Here is a 17,024-nt window from a genome sequence, read left to right on the forward strand (position 1 = left end):
TCACGCTCATCCCTCGAGCGCGCCCCGCATCAGGTGGACCAGGGCGTCGAGCTGCACCGAGTCACCGGTGCCGACCTCGACGTCGGCGCCATCGAGTGCCCGGGCGGCCAGACCGGCCTTGGCGTCGATCAGTTCGGCGATCTTGGTGTCGATGGTGTGCGCGGCCAGGATCCGCCAGGCGGTCACCGAGTCGTCCTGGCCGATCCGGTGCACCCGGTCGATCGCCTGCTCCTGCTCGGCTGCCGTCCAGGACAGTTCTGCCAACACCACGTTGGAGGCCGCGTGCAGATTCAGCCCGACGCCCGCGGCTGTCAGCGAGCACACCGCCACCGACACCTCCGGGTCGTTCTGGAAGGCGTCGATGGCGTTCTGGCGGGCCTTGGCCGACTGGTCCCCACGCACCGACACGGTGCGCAGGCCGGCCTCGGCGAGCATGTCCTCGGCGGTATCCATGACGTCGATGTGCTTGGCGAAGAAGACCACCTTGCCCACCGAGCGCACCAGCTGGGCGGTGTAATCGGCGGCCAGGGCGGACTTGGCCTGGCCGATCCTGCGCACCATGGTGAACACGTTGTCGCCGCTCTTGGCGTTCCGGGAGGATTCCAGTTCGGCCAGGGCCACCTTGCGCAGCAGGGCCACGTCGAGCTGACCGGGCGGGACGTAGGAGACCTCCTGGGCCGCCTCCAGCCGGCGGTACTGGGCGGCCAGTCGGCGGCCTACCTCGGCCTCGGCGGCTCGGATCGAACGTCCGATCTCATCGTCCAGCTCCACCGGTAGGTCGGCCACGCGCTTGGCCGGCAGGTCCTTGGCCACCTCGGACTTGGTGCGGCGCACGATGCCCAGATCGATGACCGCGGCGCGGGCCGCTGGGTAGAACGCCCGGTCGGCCGGGGTGAGCCCGGTGGTCTCGAGGCCCTGCATCAACTCGGTGCAGGGCTGTTGCCCGTCGGTCCAGCCCAGGAACTGCCAGATCGCGTTGAAGTCCTCCACGTCGTTGATCAACGGGGTACCGGTCAGCGCCATCATCAGCGGCTTGCCGCCGGGCGTGCCGGCGCGGATCTGGCGGGACAGGTTGAGCACATGCTGGGAACGCTGGGAGGACAGGTTCTTGATGAAGTGGGCCTCATCGACCACCATCGAGCGGAAGCCGAGGGTGGACAACCAGGACAGGTGCCGGTCCAGCACCGTGTAGTTGACCACGAACACGTCGGCGAAGGCGTCCATGTCATCACCGTCGCCGTGGATCACCGTGACCCGGCGCTGCGGCGTCCACCGCTGCACCTCCCGCGCCCAGTTGATCTTCACCACGTTGGGCACCACCGCCAGCATCGGATAGGTGTCCGCGACGGAGGCGGCCAGCACCGACTGGGCGGTCTTACCCAGCCCCGGCTCGTCGGCGAGCAGGAACGAGCGGTGCCCGCGACGCACCGCCTCCAGGAGCCGGATCTGGTGCGGCATCAGTTCCATCCCGGGCGGGGAGAACCGGTCGAAACGAGGCATCGGCGGCAGGTCCATGGTGGCCACCCCGCCCCCGGAGCCCTGCTCGAAGGCCCGGTACAGGGGATCCATCAGGTCCCATCCGGACAGGTACCCGGGGCTGGAGTCGGCGCGCAACTGCTGCAGGTCCGGGGCCAGGAACGGGTTCGCCCTGATCCGGGCCTTCACCGAGGCCGGCACCACCTGCTTCTCCGCCAGTTGGGCCGGCACGGTCTCCCGCTCGGGGACCTGCGGGGCCTTGATCTCCATCTCGTCGGCACTGAGTGCCTTGCCCGAGTCCAGCAACCAGTCCCGACGCATCCGCTGGGCGGCCGGGGAGGGGGTGGCGTCGTCCTTGAGGACATTCAGCAGGCTGGTGTCCTGGGCGGCGGTGCGGGCCAGGATGGTGGCCACCCCATCCAGCCGCTTGAGCAACTCGGTGCGGGTGGCTGAGGAGAGGTCCTCATCGGCCTTGATCCGGGCGCGTTCCTCGCGCACCAACAGGGCGATCACCTGGAACTTGGTGCGGTTGGTCGGACCCACCCGGCCGCTCTTGGCGGCCTTGGCCTCCACCTCCCGAACGCGGCGCGCCAGGATCGGCAGCAGGGGTGCGTCCTCGTCGGGTCGGATACGGCCCGACGGGCGCCGCCGAGTAGTGGTCGCCACATGTCCTCCAGTGCATGGGTGCGCGCGGATCTGGGAATGCGTACACCGAACGCCCCATCCGCTGGTCGAGTGCGGATGTGCGTTGGTGGGCGATACTGGGATCGAACCAGTGACCTCTTCCGTGTCAGGGAAGCGCGCTACCGCTGCGCCAATCGCCCGTGAGGTGGGTACGGGATTCGAACCCGTGTATACGGCTTTGCAGGCCGCTGCCTCGCCTCTCGGCCAACCCACCAGTGCTGCTTCTGGGACCCGATGAGTCCCGTGTGGGCCGGGCCACCGAGCGGACGACGGGACTCGAACCCGCGACCCTCACCTTGGCAAGGTGATGCTCTACCAACTGAGCCACGTCCGCGTGCCACGCTTGTGCGTGCGTCCAGAACTTTAACCCACCGGCCTCGGCTGAGTCCAACCGGGCTCGCCGTTACGGTTGAGGCATGAATCACGGTCGGGCGGAATTCGCCGGGGTGGTGGCTCGGCGGGCCGTCGACTACGCCGATCTTCGCACCGATGCCCGCGCCCTGGCCGGTGGGGGCTGGTGGGCCGTGGTGGCAGAGTTCGACGGGCCCTGGCACGCCTGGCGCTTCGCCGATGTGCGGCGGGACGCACCCCCCGGGCATGCCCGCTCCGGCGAGCCGGCCCGGGCTCGCGAGGCCGACGACGGTGATACGGCGGACGCGGGTGCCTGGCACGGCCCGGCGGGGTCGTCCTGGGTGTCATCAATGTCACAGCAGAACTATGTGGATGCGGTGGTCCGGGTGCGTCGCTACATCCGGGACGGCGCGGTCTACCAGGCGAACATCTGCCGGATACTCGCAGCCTCCATGGCAGCACGTCCCGACGCCGGCGCCCTGGCCGCGATGCTCGCCGAGGGCAACCCTGCGCCGTACGCCGGCTACATCGACGTCCCGGGCGGTGCGGGCGCCGACGGCGCAGTGGGCCTTCCGCCCGCGTGGGTGGTCACCGCGTCCCCGGAGCTGGGTCTCGGAGTCTCTGCGGGGATGGTCACCTCCGGTCCGATCAAGGGCACCGCACCCGCGCCGGAACTCCTCGCGGCGAAGGATCGCGCGGAGAACCTGATGATCACCGACCTGGTGCGCAACGACCTGCACCAGGTGTGCGATCCGGGAACGGTGGCGGTCACCGACCTGCTCGCACTGGAACACCATCCGGGCCTGGTGCACCTGGTGTCCCGGGTCCAGGGCCGGCTCTCGGCCACGGATCTGAGCGTCGGCGGTGCCGGCTGGTCGGACCTGCTCGCGGCGACCCAGCCCCCCGGATCGGTCTCCGGTGCGCCGAAGGCGGCCGCGCTGGAGATCATCGGGGAACTGGAACCGGCCCGTCGCGGACCCTACTGCGGGCAGATCGGCTGGATCGACGCCGATGCGGGCACCGCGTGCCTGGCGGTGGGCATCCGGACCTTCTGGTGGGAGTCGGGCATCCTGCGCTTCGGCACCGGGGCTGGGATCACCTACGGGTCGGACCCGCAGGGAGAGTGGGCCGAGACCGAGCTCAAGGCCGCGCGATTGGTGGGCCTGGCCTCGTCCTGACCCCAGCGCGGGGACGAGACGGTGGCGGCCGCCGGGTACGGGGTGGCGGCCACCGGGGAGGAGCGGGGTGGCGGTGCGCCGCCACCACCTCTGGCAGAGTGGTGACCATGATCGTGTGGTTCGACGGATCCATCCGCCCCTCCAGCGCCGGCCTCGTTGACGCCCTCGACCACGGACTGACCGTGGGTGACGGGGTGTTCGAGACCTGCGAGCTCCGCCAGGGACAGGTCTTCGCCCTGACTCGGCACCTGCACAGGCTCCACCGTTCGGCCACCGGGTTGGGTCTGAAGGCGCCGCAGGAGCAGCAGGTGCGCGAGGCCGTGGAGGCAGTCGCCCAGGAGTGGCGGCGCACCCGGGGCGAGGAGGAGTTGGGCCGGCTGCGGATCACCTGGACCGACGGGCCCGGGCCGCTAGGTTCGGAGCGTTTGGAGACCCCCGGCACGCTGGTGGTCGCCGCTGCCCCCGGCAAGGCTCCCGGGCCCGTGCGGGTACGGGTGGTGCCGTGGACCCGCAACGAACGCTCCGCCGTCGCCGGGCTGAAGACCACGTCCTACGCCGAGAACGCCCGCGCGCTCGCCTACGCCGCCGAGCAGGGCGATGGGGAGGCGATCTTCGCCAATACCCGGGGAGAGTTGTGCGAGGGCACCGGTACGAACATCTTCCTCGAGTCCGACGGGGTGCTGATCACCCCGCGGTTGGAGTCGGGCTGCCTGGCCGGGATCACCCGAGCGTTGGTGCTGGAGTGGGCCGGGGATTACGGCATCGAGGTGCGCGAGGAGACGTTGCCGCTCTCGGCGCTGCACGAGGCGCAGCATGCGGCTCTGACGTCCTCCACGCGAGGCTTGGTGCCGGTCGTGGCGGTGGACCGACGGGAACTCCACCCCGGCCCGGCCACATCGATGCTCGGGCGGGAGTTCACCGCTCGCTCGGTTCAGCAGATCGATCCGTAGCACGCGCGGCAACTGCGGTCCGGATCACGCTCGCGGTGTGCAGAACCCGAGCGCGGTGCTGGTAATATCCTTTACTGCGTCCACACGACGCCCCGGGCGATTGGCTCAGCGGTAGAGCGCCTCGTTCACACCGAGGAGGTCACTGGTTCGATCCCAGTATCGCCCACCACACCGAAAGGCTCCGGGCCGGTGGAATCCGCGGACGGAGCCTTTTCAGGTATGTACCGACGGTTCCGAGCCGGGGGTACCGGCATTTGCCGTGTGAGGACCTGGGCGTCCCTGGGTAGGATCAACCGGTCCCTGCACCCCACCTGAACCAGGAGTTCGCCGTGTCCGATGACGCAGTGCACGCCCCGTCCCAGCAGCACACCGGGGGCGAGCCGGGCACCACGGGAACCGACCTGTACGGCGATCGCCGCGAGGTAGTCGCGATGCGGGTGAACGGGGAGCTGCAGGACCTCTTCCGCAGCGTGCCCGCCGGCGCCGACGTCGAACCGGTGCTCATCGACAGCCCCGACGGCCTGGACATCCTGCGCCACTCCGCTGCGCACGTGCTGGCCCAAGCCGTGCAGCAGGCGGACCCGCAGGCGAAGCTGGGTATCGGGCCGCCGATCAAGGACGGCTTCTACTACGACTTCGACGTCGCCGAGCCGTTCACCCCGGAGGACCTGAAGAAGCTGGAGAAGGCGATGCAGCGCATCATCAACTCCGGGCAGACCTTCGCCCGCCGGGTGGTCGATGAGGACGAGGCACGCGCCGAACTCGGGACCGAGCCGTACAAACTGGAACTCATCGGGCTGAAGGGCAGCAGCGCCGCCGACGACGCCGAGGGTGCCTCGGTGGAGGTCGGTGGCGGTGAACTGACCATCTACGACAACCTCGACCGCACCGGCGAGGTGGTCTGGGGCGACCTGTGCCGCGGCCCGCACCTGCCCAGCACCAAGATCATCGGCAACGCCTTCACCCTCATGCGCAGCGCGGCCGCGTACTGGCGGGGCAGTGAGAAGAACCCGCAACTGCAGCGTCTACGGCACGCACCGCGTGGCCGAGCAAGGCCGAACTGCGCGGACACCTGGACCGCATCGCCGAGGCGGAGCGCCGCGATCACCGCCGACTGGGCGTGGAGTTGGACCTGTTCTCCTTCCCGGAAGAGTTGGGCTCGGGCCTTCCGGTGTTCCACCCCAAGGGGGGCGTGCTGCGCCGTGAGATGGAGGACTACGTCCGGCGCCGCCACATCGAGGAGGGTTTCGAGTACGTCGCCACCCCGCATGTGAGCAAGGAGGGCCTGTTCCACACCTCCGGCCATCTGCCCTACTACGCCGACACCATGTTCCCGGCGATGGAGTTCGAGGGCTCGAACTACTACCTCAAGGCGATGAACTGCCCGATGCACAACCTCATCTATCGCTCGCGCGGCCGCTCCTACCGGGAGCTGCCGCTGCGGCTGTTCGAGTTCGGGTCGGTCTACCGGTACGAGAAGTCCGGGGTGGTACACGGCCTGACCCGGGTGCGTGGGCTGACCATGGACGACTCCCACTCCTACGTCACCGCCGAGCAGGTGCCCGGTGAGATCCGCCACCTGCTGGACTTCATCCTCGGGCTGCTGCGCGACTTCGGACTGACCGACTACTACCTGGAACTGTCCACCCGCGGCGAGGGGGACAAGTTCATGGGTACCTCCGAGCAGTGGGAGGAGGCCACTGCGGTGCTGCAGCAGGTGGCCGAGGAGTCCGGGCTGGAACTGGTGCCCGACCCCGGTGGTGCAGCCTTCTACGGACCGAAGATCTCGGTGCAGGCCCGCGATGCGATCGGGCGCAGTTGGCAGATGTCGACCGTGCAGTTGGACTTCAACCAGCCCGAGGGCTTCGACTTGGAGTACCAGGCCGCCGACGGCACCCGGAAGCAGCCGGTGATGATCCATTCGGCCAAGTTCGGCTCCATCGAGCGGTTCATCGGTGTCCTCACCGAGCACTACGCCGGGGCGTTCCCGCCCTGGTTGGCGCCGGTGCAGGTGGTCGCGATCCCGGGGCGGAAGTGTTCAACGACTACCTGGAGCAAGTGGCCGAAACGTTGCGCACCGAGGGCATCCGGGTGGAGGTGGACACCGGCGATGACCGGTTCGCCAAGAAGATCCGGACCCACACCAAGGCCAAGGTCCCCTTCCAACTGATCGCCGGTGGCGAGGACGTGGAAGCCGGGGCGGTGTCCTTCCGGTTCCGGGACGGCTCTCAGCGCAACACGGTGCCGGTGGCCGAAGCGGTCGCGCTGATCACCGCAGCGGTGCGGGACCGGGTCCAGGTCTGACCGCCCGCGCCCGGGCGCGGGCGTGAACGCGCCGGAGGACCCGGCTAACCCGCCCGCAGTCCGTAGGATCACCGGTATGCCGATCGGACCAGACCAGCCACCGATGCAGGACGGTGCGCCGCTACCGGGGACCCCGGACGGTTTCGAGCGACTGTGGACCCCGCATCGGATGGCCTACATCGACGGTGAGGCCAAGCCCCGTAGTTCCGACGCCGGTGCGGACTGCCCGTTCTGCCGGGCACCGGAGGGCGAGGATGCCGACGCCCTGATCGTGCACCGCGGTGACCGTTGCTACGTGGTGCTGAACCTGTTCCCGTACAACCCCGGACACCTGCTGATCTGTCCCTACCGGCACGTACCGGACCTGACTGAGATGGACACCGGTGAGCGACACGAGATGATGGATCTGAGCGAGACCGCCATGCGGGTGCTCCGCGCCGCGAAACGGCCCGACGGGTTCAACCTGGGCATGAACTCCGGTCACAGCGCCGGGGCGGGGGTCGCCGCACACGCCCACCAACACATCGTGCCGCGATGGGCGGGGGATGCGAACTTCCTGCCGATCATCGCCCGCACCAAGGCGGTACCCGAACTGCTGGCCGACACCCGAGCGGCGCTGGCCGCGGCGTGGACCGGGTGAGCCGGTGCTGGGCAAACACGGCAGGGGAGTGAGTGGCCGGATCTTCGGACCGGTCGCGCAGTGGTTGTTGCGCCGGGGGATCGACCCCAACACCGTGTCCATCACCGGCACCGTTGCAGCGATCGTCGCCGCGCTGGCCCTGCTCGGAACGGGCCGGTTGGTGATCGGGCCGATCGCGATCGGCCTGATCCTGTTGACCGACTCGCTCGACGGCATCATGGCCCGTCAGGGCCCCGGACCCACCGACTTCGGTTCCTTCCTGGACTCCACCCTGGACCGCCTGGCCGACGCCGCGGTGTTCCTGGGTCTGGTGATCTACTTCGTACGGTTCACCGAAGGACCCGTGAGCGGCTACGGGGTGGTCGCCGCGACGGTGTGCATGGCGCTGGCGATGACCGTCTCCTACGCCCGGGCGAAGGCCGAATCGTTGGGACGGACCGCCGGTGTGGGGTTGGCCGAGCGGGCCGACCGGCTCGTGGTAGCGCTGGCGGCCGCTCTCGCCGTCGGGCTGGGACTGAGTCCGTGGCTACTCGTGGTGGTGCTGGGCCTGTTGGCGCTGGCCAGCGCGGTCACGGTGACCCACGAATCGTGGCGGTGTGGCGTCAGGGGGAGGCCAGGTGAACTCAGCACGTCTGTTCGCCCTGGCCTGGCGGGTGCTGCCGTACTTGCCGGAGGTATGCACCCGGACGTTGTTCGACGTCGCGGCCCGGGTGGTCCACGTCCTGCGGATACCGGCGGTGCGTCAGCTGGAGGCCAACCTGTCCCGGCTGCGCCCGGACCTGGACCGGCGCGCGCTGCGCCGGGTGAGCCGGGCCGGGATGCGCTCCTACCTTCGTTACTTCGGTGAGGTCTTCACCCTGCGGGGATTGCGCCCCGAGCAGATCGCGGCCCGGGTTCGCGCCGTCGATGACCAGGTGGCCCGGCGCCACCTCGACCAGGGCCGGAGCGTCGTCGCGGCGTTGGGGCACACCGGCAACTGGGATCTGGCCGGAGCCTGGAGCGGACAGCACCTGGCCCGGGTGCTGACCGTGGCCGAGGTACTGGAACCGAGGGGATTGTTCGAGGAGTTCCTCCGCTTCCGGCCGATCTGGGGATGGACGTGATCGGACTGACCAAGGACGGCTCGGTGCTGCGCACCCTGATCCGCAGATCCCGCGAGCGCACGTACCTGGTGCCGTTGCTGGCAGACCGGGACCTGAGCCGGCGCAGCGTGGAGGTCCGGGCCGCCGGGCACCCGATGCGGGTGGCCCCCGGCCCGGCGGCGTTGGCGCTGGCGCTGAAAGCACCGCTGGTGCAGGCCTTCGTCCGGCACGAACGGTTGCGCGGGCGCCGCCGGAAGGCAGCAGGCTCACCGTGGGGGACCGTGATCGAGTTCGTTCCGATCGAGATTCCACACCACCTCAGCGGGAGCGAGCAACTGGTTGCGATCAGCCAGGCCTGGGTGGATGTGCTCGTCGAGCGCATCCAGGCCTATCCGGACCAGTGGCACATGCTCGCGCCTGTCTTCACCGCTGATCTCGACCCGCAGCGCCTGGCCCGCGCGCGCGCCGGGGCCGACGACGACGTGCTCGCCGGCGTCGTGGCGGACGACGACGTCAGCGGCCGGGGGGCGACGACGGTCACCGACGACGGCGGCGAGCCCGGGGCGGCCACGAGGCCCGAGGAGGACGGGCCGGCGCAGCAGCGGCCCGAATCCCGCGAGGATGGCCGCTGATGCGTATCGGTCTGGTCTGCCCCTACTCCTTCGACATGCCAGGCGGTGTGCAGTTCCACGTGCGTGACCTTGCCGAGAAGTTGCTCGAGCAGGGCGAGTCGGTGCAGGTGCTGGCCCCCGCGGATGAGAAGACCGAGATCCCGGACTACGTCACCTCCTCCGGCGGGGCGTTGCCGGTGCGCTACAACGGTTCGGTGGCCCGTTTGAGTTTCGGGCCGGTCGCCGCCGCCCGCACGCAGCGGTGGCTGGCCGGCGGCGACTTCGACGTCGTGCACATCCATGAGCCGTTCGCTCCCTCGGTCTCCCTGATCGCACTGCGCCAGGCGGAGGCCCCGGTGGTGGCCACCTTCCACTCCGCCCAGACCCGTCCCGGGCACTGCAGGCGGCCTACCCCCTGGTGCGCCCGGGTCTGGAGCGTATCCGGGCCCGGATCGCCGTCAGCGAGGATGCCCGCAGCACCGTGGTGGACCACCTCGGCGGGGACGCGGTGATCATCCCCAACGGAGTGTTCACCAGGCGGTTCGCCCAGGCCCGCGGCGCGCAGGAGTGGGTGGGGACGGCCCAGGAGCCCACGATCGCCTTCCTGGGACGGTTGGACGAGCCACGCAAGGGCCTGCAGGTGCTCGCCACCGCGGTACCCACGGTGCTGCAGCGCCATCCGGGAGCCCGGTTCCTGATCGCCGGGCAGGGCGATGCCACACCGGTGCGTGCCGAACTGGCGCACCACGGGTCCGCGGTGCAGTTCCTCGGGGGCATCAGCGAGCGGGACAAGACGGCGCTGCTGTCCTCGGTGGACCTCTACATCGCGCCGCAGACCGGAGGGGAGAGTTTCGGGATCGTGATCATCGAGGCACTCAGTGCCGGCGCCGGGGTGATCGCCTCCGATCTGTTGGCTTTCCAGCGGGTCCTCGATGGTGGCCGCAGCGGGTACCTGTTCCGAACCGGGGACGCCGCGCATCTGTCCGAGGTCATCGATGAGGCGCTCACCGACACCGACGGACGCCTCCAGCGGCACGAGTACGCGCGCGAGGCGGTGCGCCGGTACGACTGGGACACCGTCACCGCCCAGATCCGGGAGGTCTATCAGATGGTCGCCGAGGCCGCACAGGTCCAGGCCACCTCCCGACGCCCGAACCTGCGCGACTGGCTGGGCCGGAACCGATGAGCGCCGCCGAGATCGTCCTGGTCGCCCTCGCGGTCGCGGCCCTGCTCGCCCTCCTGCTCTGGAGCGTGGCCCAGCGCCTGGATCGGCTGCACCGCCGTGAGTTCCAGACCCGCGCCACCCTGGAGGCACAACTGGTGCACCGCGCCGATACCGCCGCGGAACTGGCTTCCAGCGGGCTGTTGGATCCGGCGAGTTCGGTGTGGTGGCCGACGCCGCGCTGGCCTCGATGGGGGCGGTGCGCCTGGTCGGGGAGGAGGAGGCCAGTGGGGCGGTCACCGCAGCCGAACGGGGGCTGATCGAGAGCGACCTGAGTCGTACGCTGCGGGCGGCCCTGGATACCGAGGGAGAGGGCGCCCGGCAAGTGCCACCCCAGCCGGGGGATGAGTCCGACCTGGTCGGCAGGATGCGTCAGGTGCAGAACCGGGTGCAACTGGCGCGCCGGTTCCACAATGACGCGGTGGTGCAGATCCAGCAGATCCGACGGTTGGCGCTGGTCCGGATCTTCCGATTGCCCGGGCACGCACCGATGCCGGTCACCTTCGAGATGGATGACGCGCGTGTGTGAGTTCTGCCTCTAAGCCTGGATCCACCGATTGAGTTGGCGCAGGTGCGGCGCGTAAGAGCGAGAATGCCCTCCTGACCTGGGAAAATACGACTTGTTCAAGGTACGTATCCCACGCAAGAAGGGCATCTCGTAGATGCAACTGTCTCATAGGTCGCCGGTAGTTTCGGCGAGGTTCGATGATCCCAATCTCGTGTCGGCCGCTGGGTTGGTGCCGTTGATGGCCCTGGCCCGTAAAGCCGACCTGGGCGCCCTGGCGCAGGAGCGGTTGAGTATCGCTGGTGACAAGGGCGCCAACGCCGGGGCGAAGATGTCCTCGCTGGTGGCTGGGATGGCCGCCGGGGCGGACAGTATCGATGACATGGCCCTGTTACGGCATGGGGCGATGGGCAAGATCTTCACTCGCCCTTATGCGCCGTCGACGTTGGGCTCGTTCTTGCGGTCCTTCACCTTCGGACACGTACGCCAAGGCGATGCCATCGCCTCGCGGTTTCTGGGCAACTTGGCCCAGCACACCGACCTGCTCGGCGATGGCGCCGATACCGGACCGGTGATGGTCGATATCGATGACACCATTATCGAAGTCCATGGCTATGCCAAGCAGGGAGCGGGGTTCGGCTACTCCGGGGTGCGGGGGCTGAACGCACTGCTGGCCACCGTCTCGGGTGAGTCCTTCGCCCCGGTGATCGGCGCCCAGCGGCTACGCAAAGGCTCAACCGGCTCACCCCGCGGGGCCAAACGGCTGGCTACCGATACGTTGGCGCTGATCGGCCGCACCCATCTGGCCGGGCGGGCGGTGCTGGTGCGTGCTGATGCGGCGTTCTACTCCCGATCTTTGGTGGCCGCCTGCCAAAAGGCCGGAGCGCAGGTGTCGATCACGGTGCGGATGGACCCTGCGATCAAGCGCGCCATCGCCGCCATCGAGGAGTGGGAGACGATCAAGTACACCGAGGCGATCTTCGATGAAGCTACCGGCAAGTGGATCTCACGGGCCGAAGTTGCTGAGATCGACTACACCGCTTTCACTTCCAAGAAGAAGGCCCAGCACATCCCCGGGCGCTTGTGGTGCGCCGCATCTCAGAATTGAACCCGAAGAAGAACACCGGGCAGGGCACGTTGTTCGATACCTGGCGCTTCCACGCCTTCTTCTTCACCACCAGCAGCACCGACCAGCGCGATACCGTCGTTGCTGATCAGGTCCACCGGGCCCACGCGATCATCGAAAACGTCCACGCCGATCTGAAGGCCGGGCCGCTGGCGCACCTGCCCTCAGGGGTGTTCAACGCCAACGCCGCCTGGCTGGTCTGCGCGGTGATGGCCTTCAACCTCACCCGCGCCGCCGCCACGACCACCAAGAACAGCGACCTGGCCCGGGCCCACACCGCCACGATCCGGCGCAAGTTGATCAACATCCCCGCCCGGGTGGCTTCCTCAGCCCGGCGCCTGCGGCTACATCTGCCAACGAACTGGCCCTGGCACCAGGCCTGGACGAACCTTTACGACCACGTCCTGCCGGCCCGAGCACCATCCACCTGAGCGCCAACTCCTGCACCGACGACCAAGGAATTCCAAGTGGAAAAGCCGGAAAGACCGGCGGCTTCCCCCTGCCCTTGCAGCGTTTCGAGCACCTCAACCCGCATCAACTCGCCTTATCGGCCCATCGGTGGAATCTCAATGAAGTTGTCAAGCGGTTCGTAGCGGTGGATTCGACGTGAAGACGCGGTTGTCGCGCAGTAGCGCCCAGAGCACGTCGACCCGGCGACGGGCCAGGCAGATGAGTGCCTGGACGTGCTTGTCGCCCTCGCTGCGTTTCTTCAGGTAGTAGTCCCGGTTGGGTCCTTCTCGCATCATCGCTGCGTTGGCGGAGAGGTAGAACACGCGCCGCAGCTTGCGGGAGTAGCGCATCGGGCGGTGCATGTTCTGAGTCCGCCGACCCGAGTCCCGTGGCACCGGGACCAGCCCAGCGGCTGAAGCGAGACGGCCAGCGTTGGCATAGCCGTTGAGATCGCCCGCTGCAGCGATGAGTTCGGCGCCCAGGATCGGCCCCATGCCGGGCAACGACTCCAATGATCTCGGCCTGGGGATGGGCTCGGAACGTATCGGTGACCCGGGCATCAAGGTCCTTGAGCCGCTCATCGAGCGCCAGCAACTGGGTGGCCAGGTCGGCCACGACTGTCGCGGCCACGTCTTGGCCGGGGACCACCGTGTGCTGGGTAGTTGCGGCGGCGACGGCATCGGCAGCGATCTGCGCAGCGCTGCGGACCTTGCGCTTGCCCAGCCAGGCCTGCAGCCGTGACTTACCCATCTTCCGGATCGCCGCAGGAGTCTGGTAGCGGGTCAACAAGGTCAGCGCACCACGGCTGTGGGCATAGTCGAAAGCCCGCTCCAGCGCAGGGAAGTAGCCACTGAGCACGTCACGGAGCCGGTTGACCATGCGGACTCGGTCAGCAACCAGATCGGTGCGGTGAGTGACCAGCAGCCGCAACTGGGCCACCAACGTCGCCGACACCTCCACCTCGCTCAGATCACCACGTTGGCGCACAGACTCAGCGATCACGTAGGCGTCGCGGGCATCGGTCTTCGCCTCACCGCGGTAGGTCTCAGACATCCTGTTCACGATCCGGCCCGGCACATACTTCACCGTCTGGTCATGGGCGGCCAGCAATGCCAGCAACAGGCCCGACATCGTTCCGGTGACGTCCACAGCCCACGTCACATGAGCAGCACGAGAGCGGACCTCGTTGATCACCTCACAGATCGTGGTCTCGTCGTTGATCACCTTGCTCGACCACAACATCTCACCGGACTCATCGTTCAGAGACACCCAGTGATGCCCCTTGCCGACATCGACTCCAGCCCAGCCCTGAGAAACTGACTCTTCCATCCTTACCAACCCCTCCTTCGCCGACTCAACTTCATCATCGGCCCGAAGGGGGCTCCTCGCTGGCAGATCCGTAAACAGCGACCGAAACGCGCATCTCAATCAGCAGCCAAGGCACCCCGGAGGAGCCGGGCGGCCCATTCCACCGGAGCCACCCCAAAGGCGATCAAGGCTCAGCCACACCCGACCCTCCCGGGCCACCCAACAACTTACGGATCGAGGCTAAGGTATTCCCCATGTCGGAGAACCTGCCGCCCCGGCAGAACGGCTTGGGGGCGCGGAATGATGCGCCGAGCATGCATGAGGCACGCCCGGGGGCCGCGCATCAGCACGGGGATCAGCCCGCCGGGGCGCCCTACCCACCACCGGCCCCCGCGCCCGGGCCCACCGGCCAGCAGTACCCGCCGCCGCCGGTCCAGCAGACTCCCCAGCCACAACAACAGGGCGGGGTACGGTCGGCCGCTACCGGGCACACCTATCCCCGAGCGGTACGCCCCGGTGGGTTCGCCCCATCTCCGGCCCAGTACGGCAGCATGGCCGCCGGCCACGCACCGCCGCAGAACACCACCGGGGAACTGGAGCAGGTGTGGTGGTCCGGGCAGCCGGAGAGCAACCGGTGGGTCTTCAACTGGGTGGCCTACGCCGCCGGTGGGTTGATGATGCTGATCCTGATCGGGATCATCATGTACAACACCGGCACCTCGGCCACCCTGGCCGGCTTCCTGCTGGCGTTGGTTCCCCTGACGATCGTGCTCGCCGCCGTGTGGTGTGGCTGGACCGTTGGGAACCAGAGCCCAAGTCGCTGCTGCTGGTGGCCCTGTTGTGGGGTGCGGGCGTATCCACGCTGACCTCTTACTGGCTGAACACCGCAGTGGTCATCCGGATCTTCGAGGCTACCGGCGATCCGGAGCAGGCCACCCTCATGGGTGCGGTGGTCGTTGCCCCGGTGGTCGAGGAGATCACCAAGGGCCTGGGCATCCTGCTGATCTTCCTGCTCCGCCGCGAACACTTCGACGGCCCAGTGGACGGTGTGGTCTACGCTGCGACCGTCGGTGCCGGCTTCGCCTTCACCGAGAACATCCTGTACTTCGCCCAGAGCGAGGACGTGGTCTGGCTCGTGTTCGTGATGCGGGGCCTGGCTTCGCCGTTCGCGCACGCGCTGTTCTCCGCGTGCGTGGGTATCGCCCTGGGACTGGCGGCCCGCCGGTCCACCGCGGTTGCGGTCGGGCTCGCCTTCCCCGCCGGTCTGGTGGCCGCGATGGGCCTGCATGCACTGTGGAACGGCAGCGCCAGCCTGGGCAACACCTTCCTGCTGTTGTACTTCGTGGTGCAGGTGCCGCTGTTCATCGCGACCATCGTGCTCATGGTGTGGCTGCGACGGCAGGAATCGGATGTGGTCCGGGCCCGGTTGTCCGAGTACGCCCACGCCGGTTGGTTCGCCTGGCACGAGGTGGACATGCTCGCCTCGCTGCGCACCCGCAGCCAGGCCCGGCAGTGGGCAGGGACCTTCGGTGAGTCGGCCAAGCAGGCGATGAAGGCCTTCCAACGCGACGCCACCCAACTGGCCTATCTGCGTCAGCACGTGCTCACCGGGCGCGGAATGAAGCGAGCCCACCGCAGCGAGCACGAGATCCTCAACCAACTCCAGCAGGACCGGCACACGTTCGTCTCCCGCGCCCAACGCTGATCGGTCCGCCACCGCTGATCGGCCCCGCCCGGCGAGCCCCGGGCGGGGCGCAGTAGAGTAGTAGGTGGTCACCTACCCCCCCACATCAACTCACGCGGAGGTTCACACCCGTGGCAGACGTCCCTGTTTCCCCCACCACCGGCACCGCGCGCGTCAAGCGCGGCATGGCGGACATGCTCAAGGGGGGTGTGATCATGGACGTGGTCACCCCCGAGCAGGCCAAGATCGCTGAGGACGCCGGTGCGGTGGCGGTGATGGCACTGGAACGGGTACCCGCCGACATCCGGGCTCAGGGCGGCGTCTCCCGGATGAGCGACCCGGACATGATCGACGGGATCATCGAGGCGGTCTCCATCCCGGTGATGGCCAAGGCCCGGATCGGTCACTTCGTCGAGGCGCAGGTGCTGCAGGCCCTCGGCGTGGACTACATCGACGAGTCCGAGGTGCTCAGCCCGGCCGACTACACCCACCACATCGACAAGTTCAACTTCACCGTGCCGTTCGTGTGCGGGGCCACCAACCTGGGTGAGGCACTACGGCGCATCAACGAGGGCGCGGCGATGATCCGTTCCAAGGGGGAGGCCGGCACCGGGGACGTGTCCAACGCCGTGCAGCACATGCGCACCATCCGCACCGAGGTTGCCCGCCTGGCCTCCCTGCCGGCCGATGAACTATACGTGGCCGCCAAGGAGCTCCAGGCGCCCTACCCCCTGGTCCGCGACGTCGCCGAGGCCGGTCGGTTGCCGGTGGTGCTGTTCACCGCCGGGGGTATCGCAACCCCGGCCGACGCGGCCCTGATGATGCAACTCGGGGCCGAGGGCGTCTTCGTGGGCTCGGGAATCTTCAAGTCCGGTAATCCCGCCGAGCGCGCAGGGGCGATCGTCAAGGCCACCGCCGCCTACGACGACCCCGACGAGTTGGCGAAGGTCTCCCGCGGGCTGGGGGAGGCCATGGTCGGGCTCAACGTCGACGACATCCCGGCCCCGCACCGGCTGGCCGAACGCGGCTGGTGAGGCCCCGGGCAACCAACCTCGGCCCCGGCTGGAGCCTGGGCGAGGACGGGCTGTTCCGGCGCCGGGCCGCGCGGGGTGCTGCTGGTTGATGAGCACGACCGGTTACTGCTGGTGCGCGGCCATGACGTGGACCAGCCCGAGCGCACCTGGTGGTTCACCGTCGGCGGCGGCATCGACCCGGGGGAGAGCGCGCGGGAGGCGGCGGTGCGCGAGGTCAGGGAGGAATCCGGACTGGCCGTGAGCGCAGCGGACCTGGTGGGCCCGGTCCTGACCCGCTCGGCGATCTTCGACTTCCAACGAGAGCACGTGCGTCAGGACGAGGAGTTCTTCCTGGCCCGGATCGAGCGGGCCGGCGCCGTCCGCACGGACGGCTGGACCGCCGTCGAGCGGAGTTTCATGGACGAGGCGCGTTGGTGGGG

13 protein-coding genes, 4 tRNA genes and 5 pseudogenes are annotated in these 17,024 nt (G+C 68.7%); 17 read left to right on the forward strand and 5 right to left on the reverse strand.

The window, feature by feature from the left end; translation table 11 throughout:
• Window positions 1–6: 6 nt before the first annotated feature.
• From ACRRRO_RS17260 to ACRRRO_RS17275, 4 genes are all read right to left on the reverse strand, one after another.
• Complete coding sequence (locus ACRRRO_RS17260) at window positions 7–2,142, reverse strand: DEAD/DEAH box helicase (RefSeq protein WP_424796100.1); 2,136 nt, start codon at window positions 2,140–2,142, stop codon at window positions 7–9.
• 83 nt (window positions 2,143–2,225) lie between these two features.
• A tRNA-Val gene (locus ACRRRO_RS17265) sits at window positions 2,226–2,300 on the reverse strand.
• Between the two features lie 3 nt (window positions 2,301–2,303).
• A tRNA-Cys gene (locus tag ACRRRO_RS17270) sits at window positions 2,304–2,374 on the reverse strand.
• A gap of 47 nt (window positions 2,375–2,421) precedes the next feature.
• Window positions 2,422–2,494, reverse strand: a tRNA-Gly gene (locus ACRRRO_RS17275).
• An 82-nt stretch (window positions 2,495–2,576) separates the two neighbouring features.
• Here ACRRRO_RS17275 and ACRRRO_RS17280 point away from each other — a divergent pair.
• The 13 genes and pseudogenes from ACRRRO_RS17280 to ACRRRO_RS17340 all read left to right on the forward strand — a co-directional run bounded on the left by ACRRRO_RS17280 (window position 2,577) and on the right by ACRRRO_RS17340 (window position 12,560).
• Window positions 2,577–3,689, forward strand: coding sequence for a chorismate-binding protein (locus tag ACRRRO_RS17280; protein WP_424796101.1), 1,113 nt, complete (start codon window positions 2,577–2,579; stop codon window positions 3,687–3,689).
• A gap of 107 nt (window positions 3,690–3,796) precedes the next feature.
• Window positions 3,797–4,639, forward strand: a complete 843-nt coding sequence (locus tag ACRRRO_RS17285) for an aminotransferase class IV (protein ID WP_424796102.1) — start codon at window positions 3,797–3,799, stop codon at window positions 4,637–4,639.
• A gap of 94 nt (window positions 4,640–4,733) precedes the next feature.
• Window positions 4,734–4,808, forward strand: a tRNA-Val gene (locus ACRRRO_RS17290).
• Window positions 4,809–5,070: 262 nt separating this feature from the next.
• Window positions 5,071–6,943: pseudogene (thrS, locus tag ACRRRO_RS17295) on the forward strand (threonine--tRNA ligase).
• A 76-nt stretch (window positions 6,944–7,019) separates the two neighbouring features.
• The gene (locus tag ACRRRO_RS17300; protein WP_424796104.1) at window positions 7,020–7,583 is read left to right on the forward strand and encodes an HIT family protein; all 564 of its coding nucleotides are present in this window, start codon (window positions 7,020–7,022) and stop codon (window positions 7,581–7,583) included.
• Window positions 7,489–8,103, forward strand: a pseudogene (locus ACRRRO_RS17305) (CDP-alcohol phosphatidyltransferase family protein); the annotation flags it as partial. The gene ACRRRO_RS17300 and the pseudogene ACRRRO_RS17305, both read left to right, overlap by 95 nt.
• A 133-nt stretch (window positions 8,104–8,236) precedes the next feature.
• Window positions 8,237–8,686 carry a hypothetical protein gene (locus tag ACRRRO_RS17310; protein WP_434080637.1) on the forward strand — a complete coding sequence of 150 codons (450 nt, stop codon included), beginning with the start codon at window positions 8,237–8,239 and terminating at the stop codon, window positions 8,684–8,686.
• On the forward strand, window positions 8,677–9,297 hold the full coding sequence (locus ACRRRO_RS17315; protein WP_434080638.1) for a hypothetical protein: 621 nt from the start codon (window positions 8,677–8,679) through the stop codon (window positions 9,295–9,297). The genes ACRRRO_RS17310 and ACRRRO_RS17315 overlap by 10 nt, the downstream gene beginning before the upstream one ends.
• On the forward strand, window positions 9,297–9,788 hold the full coding sequence (locus ACRRRO_RS17320; protein ID WP_434080639.1) for a glycosyltransferase: 492 nt from the start codon (window positions 9,297–9,299) through the stop codon (window positions 9,786–9,788). The genes ACRRRO_RS17315 and ACRRRO_RS17320 overlap by 1 nt, the downstream gene beginning before the upstream one ends.
• Window positions 9,695–10,462, forward strand: coding sequence for a glycosyltransferase family 4 protein (locus ACRRRO_RS17325; protein ID WP_434080640.1), 768 nt, complete (start codon window positions 9,695–9,697; stop codon window positions 10,460–10,462). The genes ACRRRO_RS17320 and ACRRRO_RS17325 overlap by 94 nt, the downstream gene beginning before the upstream one ends.
• Window positions 10,459–10,758, forward strand: a complete 300-nt coding sequence (locus ACRRRO_RS17330; protein WP_434080641.1) for a hypothetical protein — start codon at window positions 10,459–10,461, stop codon at window positions 10,756–10,758. The genes ACRRRO_RS17325 and ACRRRO_RS17330 overlap by 4 nt, the downstream gene beginning before the upstream one ends.
• Complete coding sequence (locus ACRRRO_RS17335; RefSeq protein WP_434080642.1) at window positions 10,662–11,027, forward strand: hypothetical protein; 366 nt, start codon at window positions 10,662–10,664, stop codon at window positions 11,025–11,027. The genes ACRRRO_RS17330 and ACRRRO_RS17335 overlap by 97 nt, the downstream gene beginning before the upstream one ends.
• A gap of 133 nt (window positions 11,028–11,160) precedes the next feature.
• Window positions 11,161–12,560, forward strand: a pseudogene (locus ACRRRO_RS17340) (IS1380 family transposase).
• A gap of 147 nt (window positions 12,561–12,707) precedes the next feature.
• On the opposite strand, the pseudogene ACRRRO_RS17345 reads toward ACRRRO_RS17340, so the two are convergent.
• Window positions 12,708–13,908, reverse strand: a pseudogene (locus tag ACRRRO_RS17345) (IS110 family transposase).
• Between the two features lie 293 nt (window positions 13,909–14,201).
• On the opposite strand from ACRRRO_RS17345, the gene ACRRRO_RS17350 reads away from it, so the two are divergent.
• The 4 genes and pseudogenes from ACRRRO_RS17350 to ACRRRO_RS17365 form a co-directional block, all read left to right on the forward strand.
• A complete protein-coding gene (locus tag ACRRRO_RS17350) occupies window positions 14,202–14,753 on the forward strand; it encodes a hypothetical protein (RefSeq protein WP_434080643.1) in 552 nt (183 codons plus the stop codon).
• Window positions 14,669–15,592 (forward strand): PrsW family intramembrane metalloprotease, encoded by a 924-nt coding sequence (locus ACRRRO_RS17355; RefSeq protein ID WP_434080644.1) that lies wholly within the window; start codon window positions 14,669–14,671, stop codon window positions 15,590–15,592. Before ACRRRO_RS17350 ends, ACRRRO_RS17355 begins: the two co-directional genes overlap by 85 nt.
• Before the next feature lie 110 nt (window positions 15,593–15,702).
• A complete protein-coding gene (gene pdxS, locus ACRRRO_RS17360; protein WP_424796110.1) occupies window positions 15,703–16,605 on the forward strand; it encodes a pyridoxal 5'-phosphate synthase lyase subunit PdxS in 903 nt (300 codons plus the stop codon).
• Window positions 16,606–16,731: 126 nt separating this feature from the next.
• A pseudogene (locus tag ACRRRO_RS17365) lies at window positions 16,732–16,989 on the forward strand (NUDIX hydrolase); the annotation flags it as partial.
• Window positions 16,990–17,024: the final 35 nt, after the last annotated feature.

The sequence above is a fragment of the Sanguibacter sp. Z1732 genome, assembly GCF_051020515.1.
Taxonomy (GTDB): domain Bacteria; phylum Actinomycetota; class Actinomycetes; order Actinomycetales; family Beutenbergiaceae; genus CALKWS01.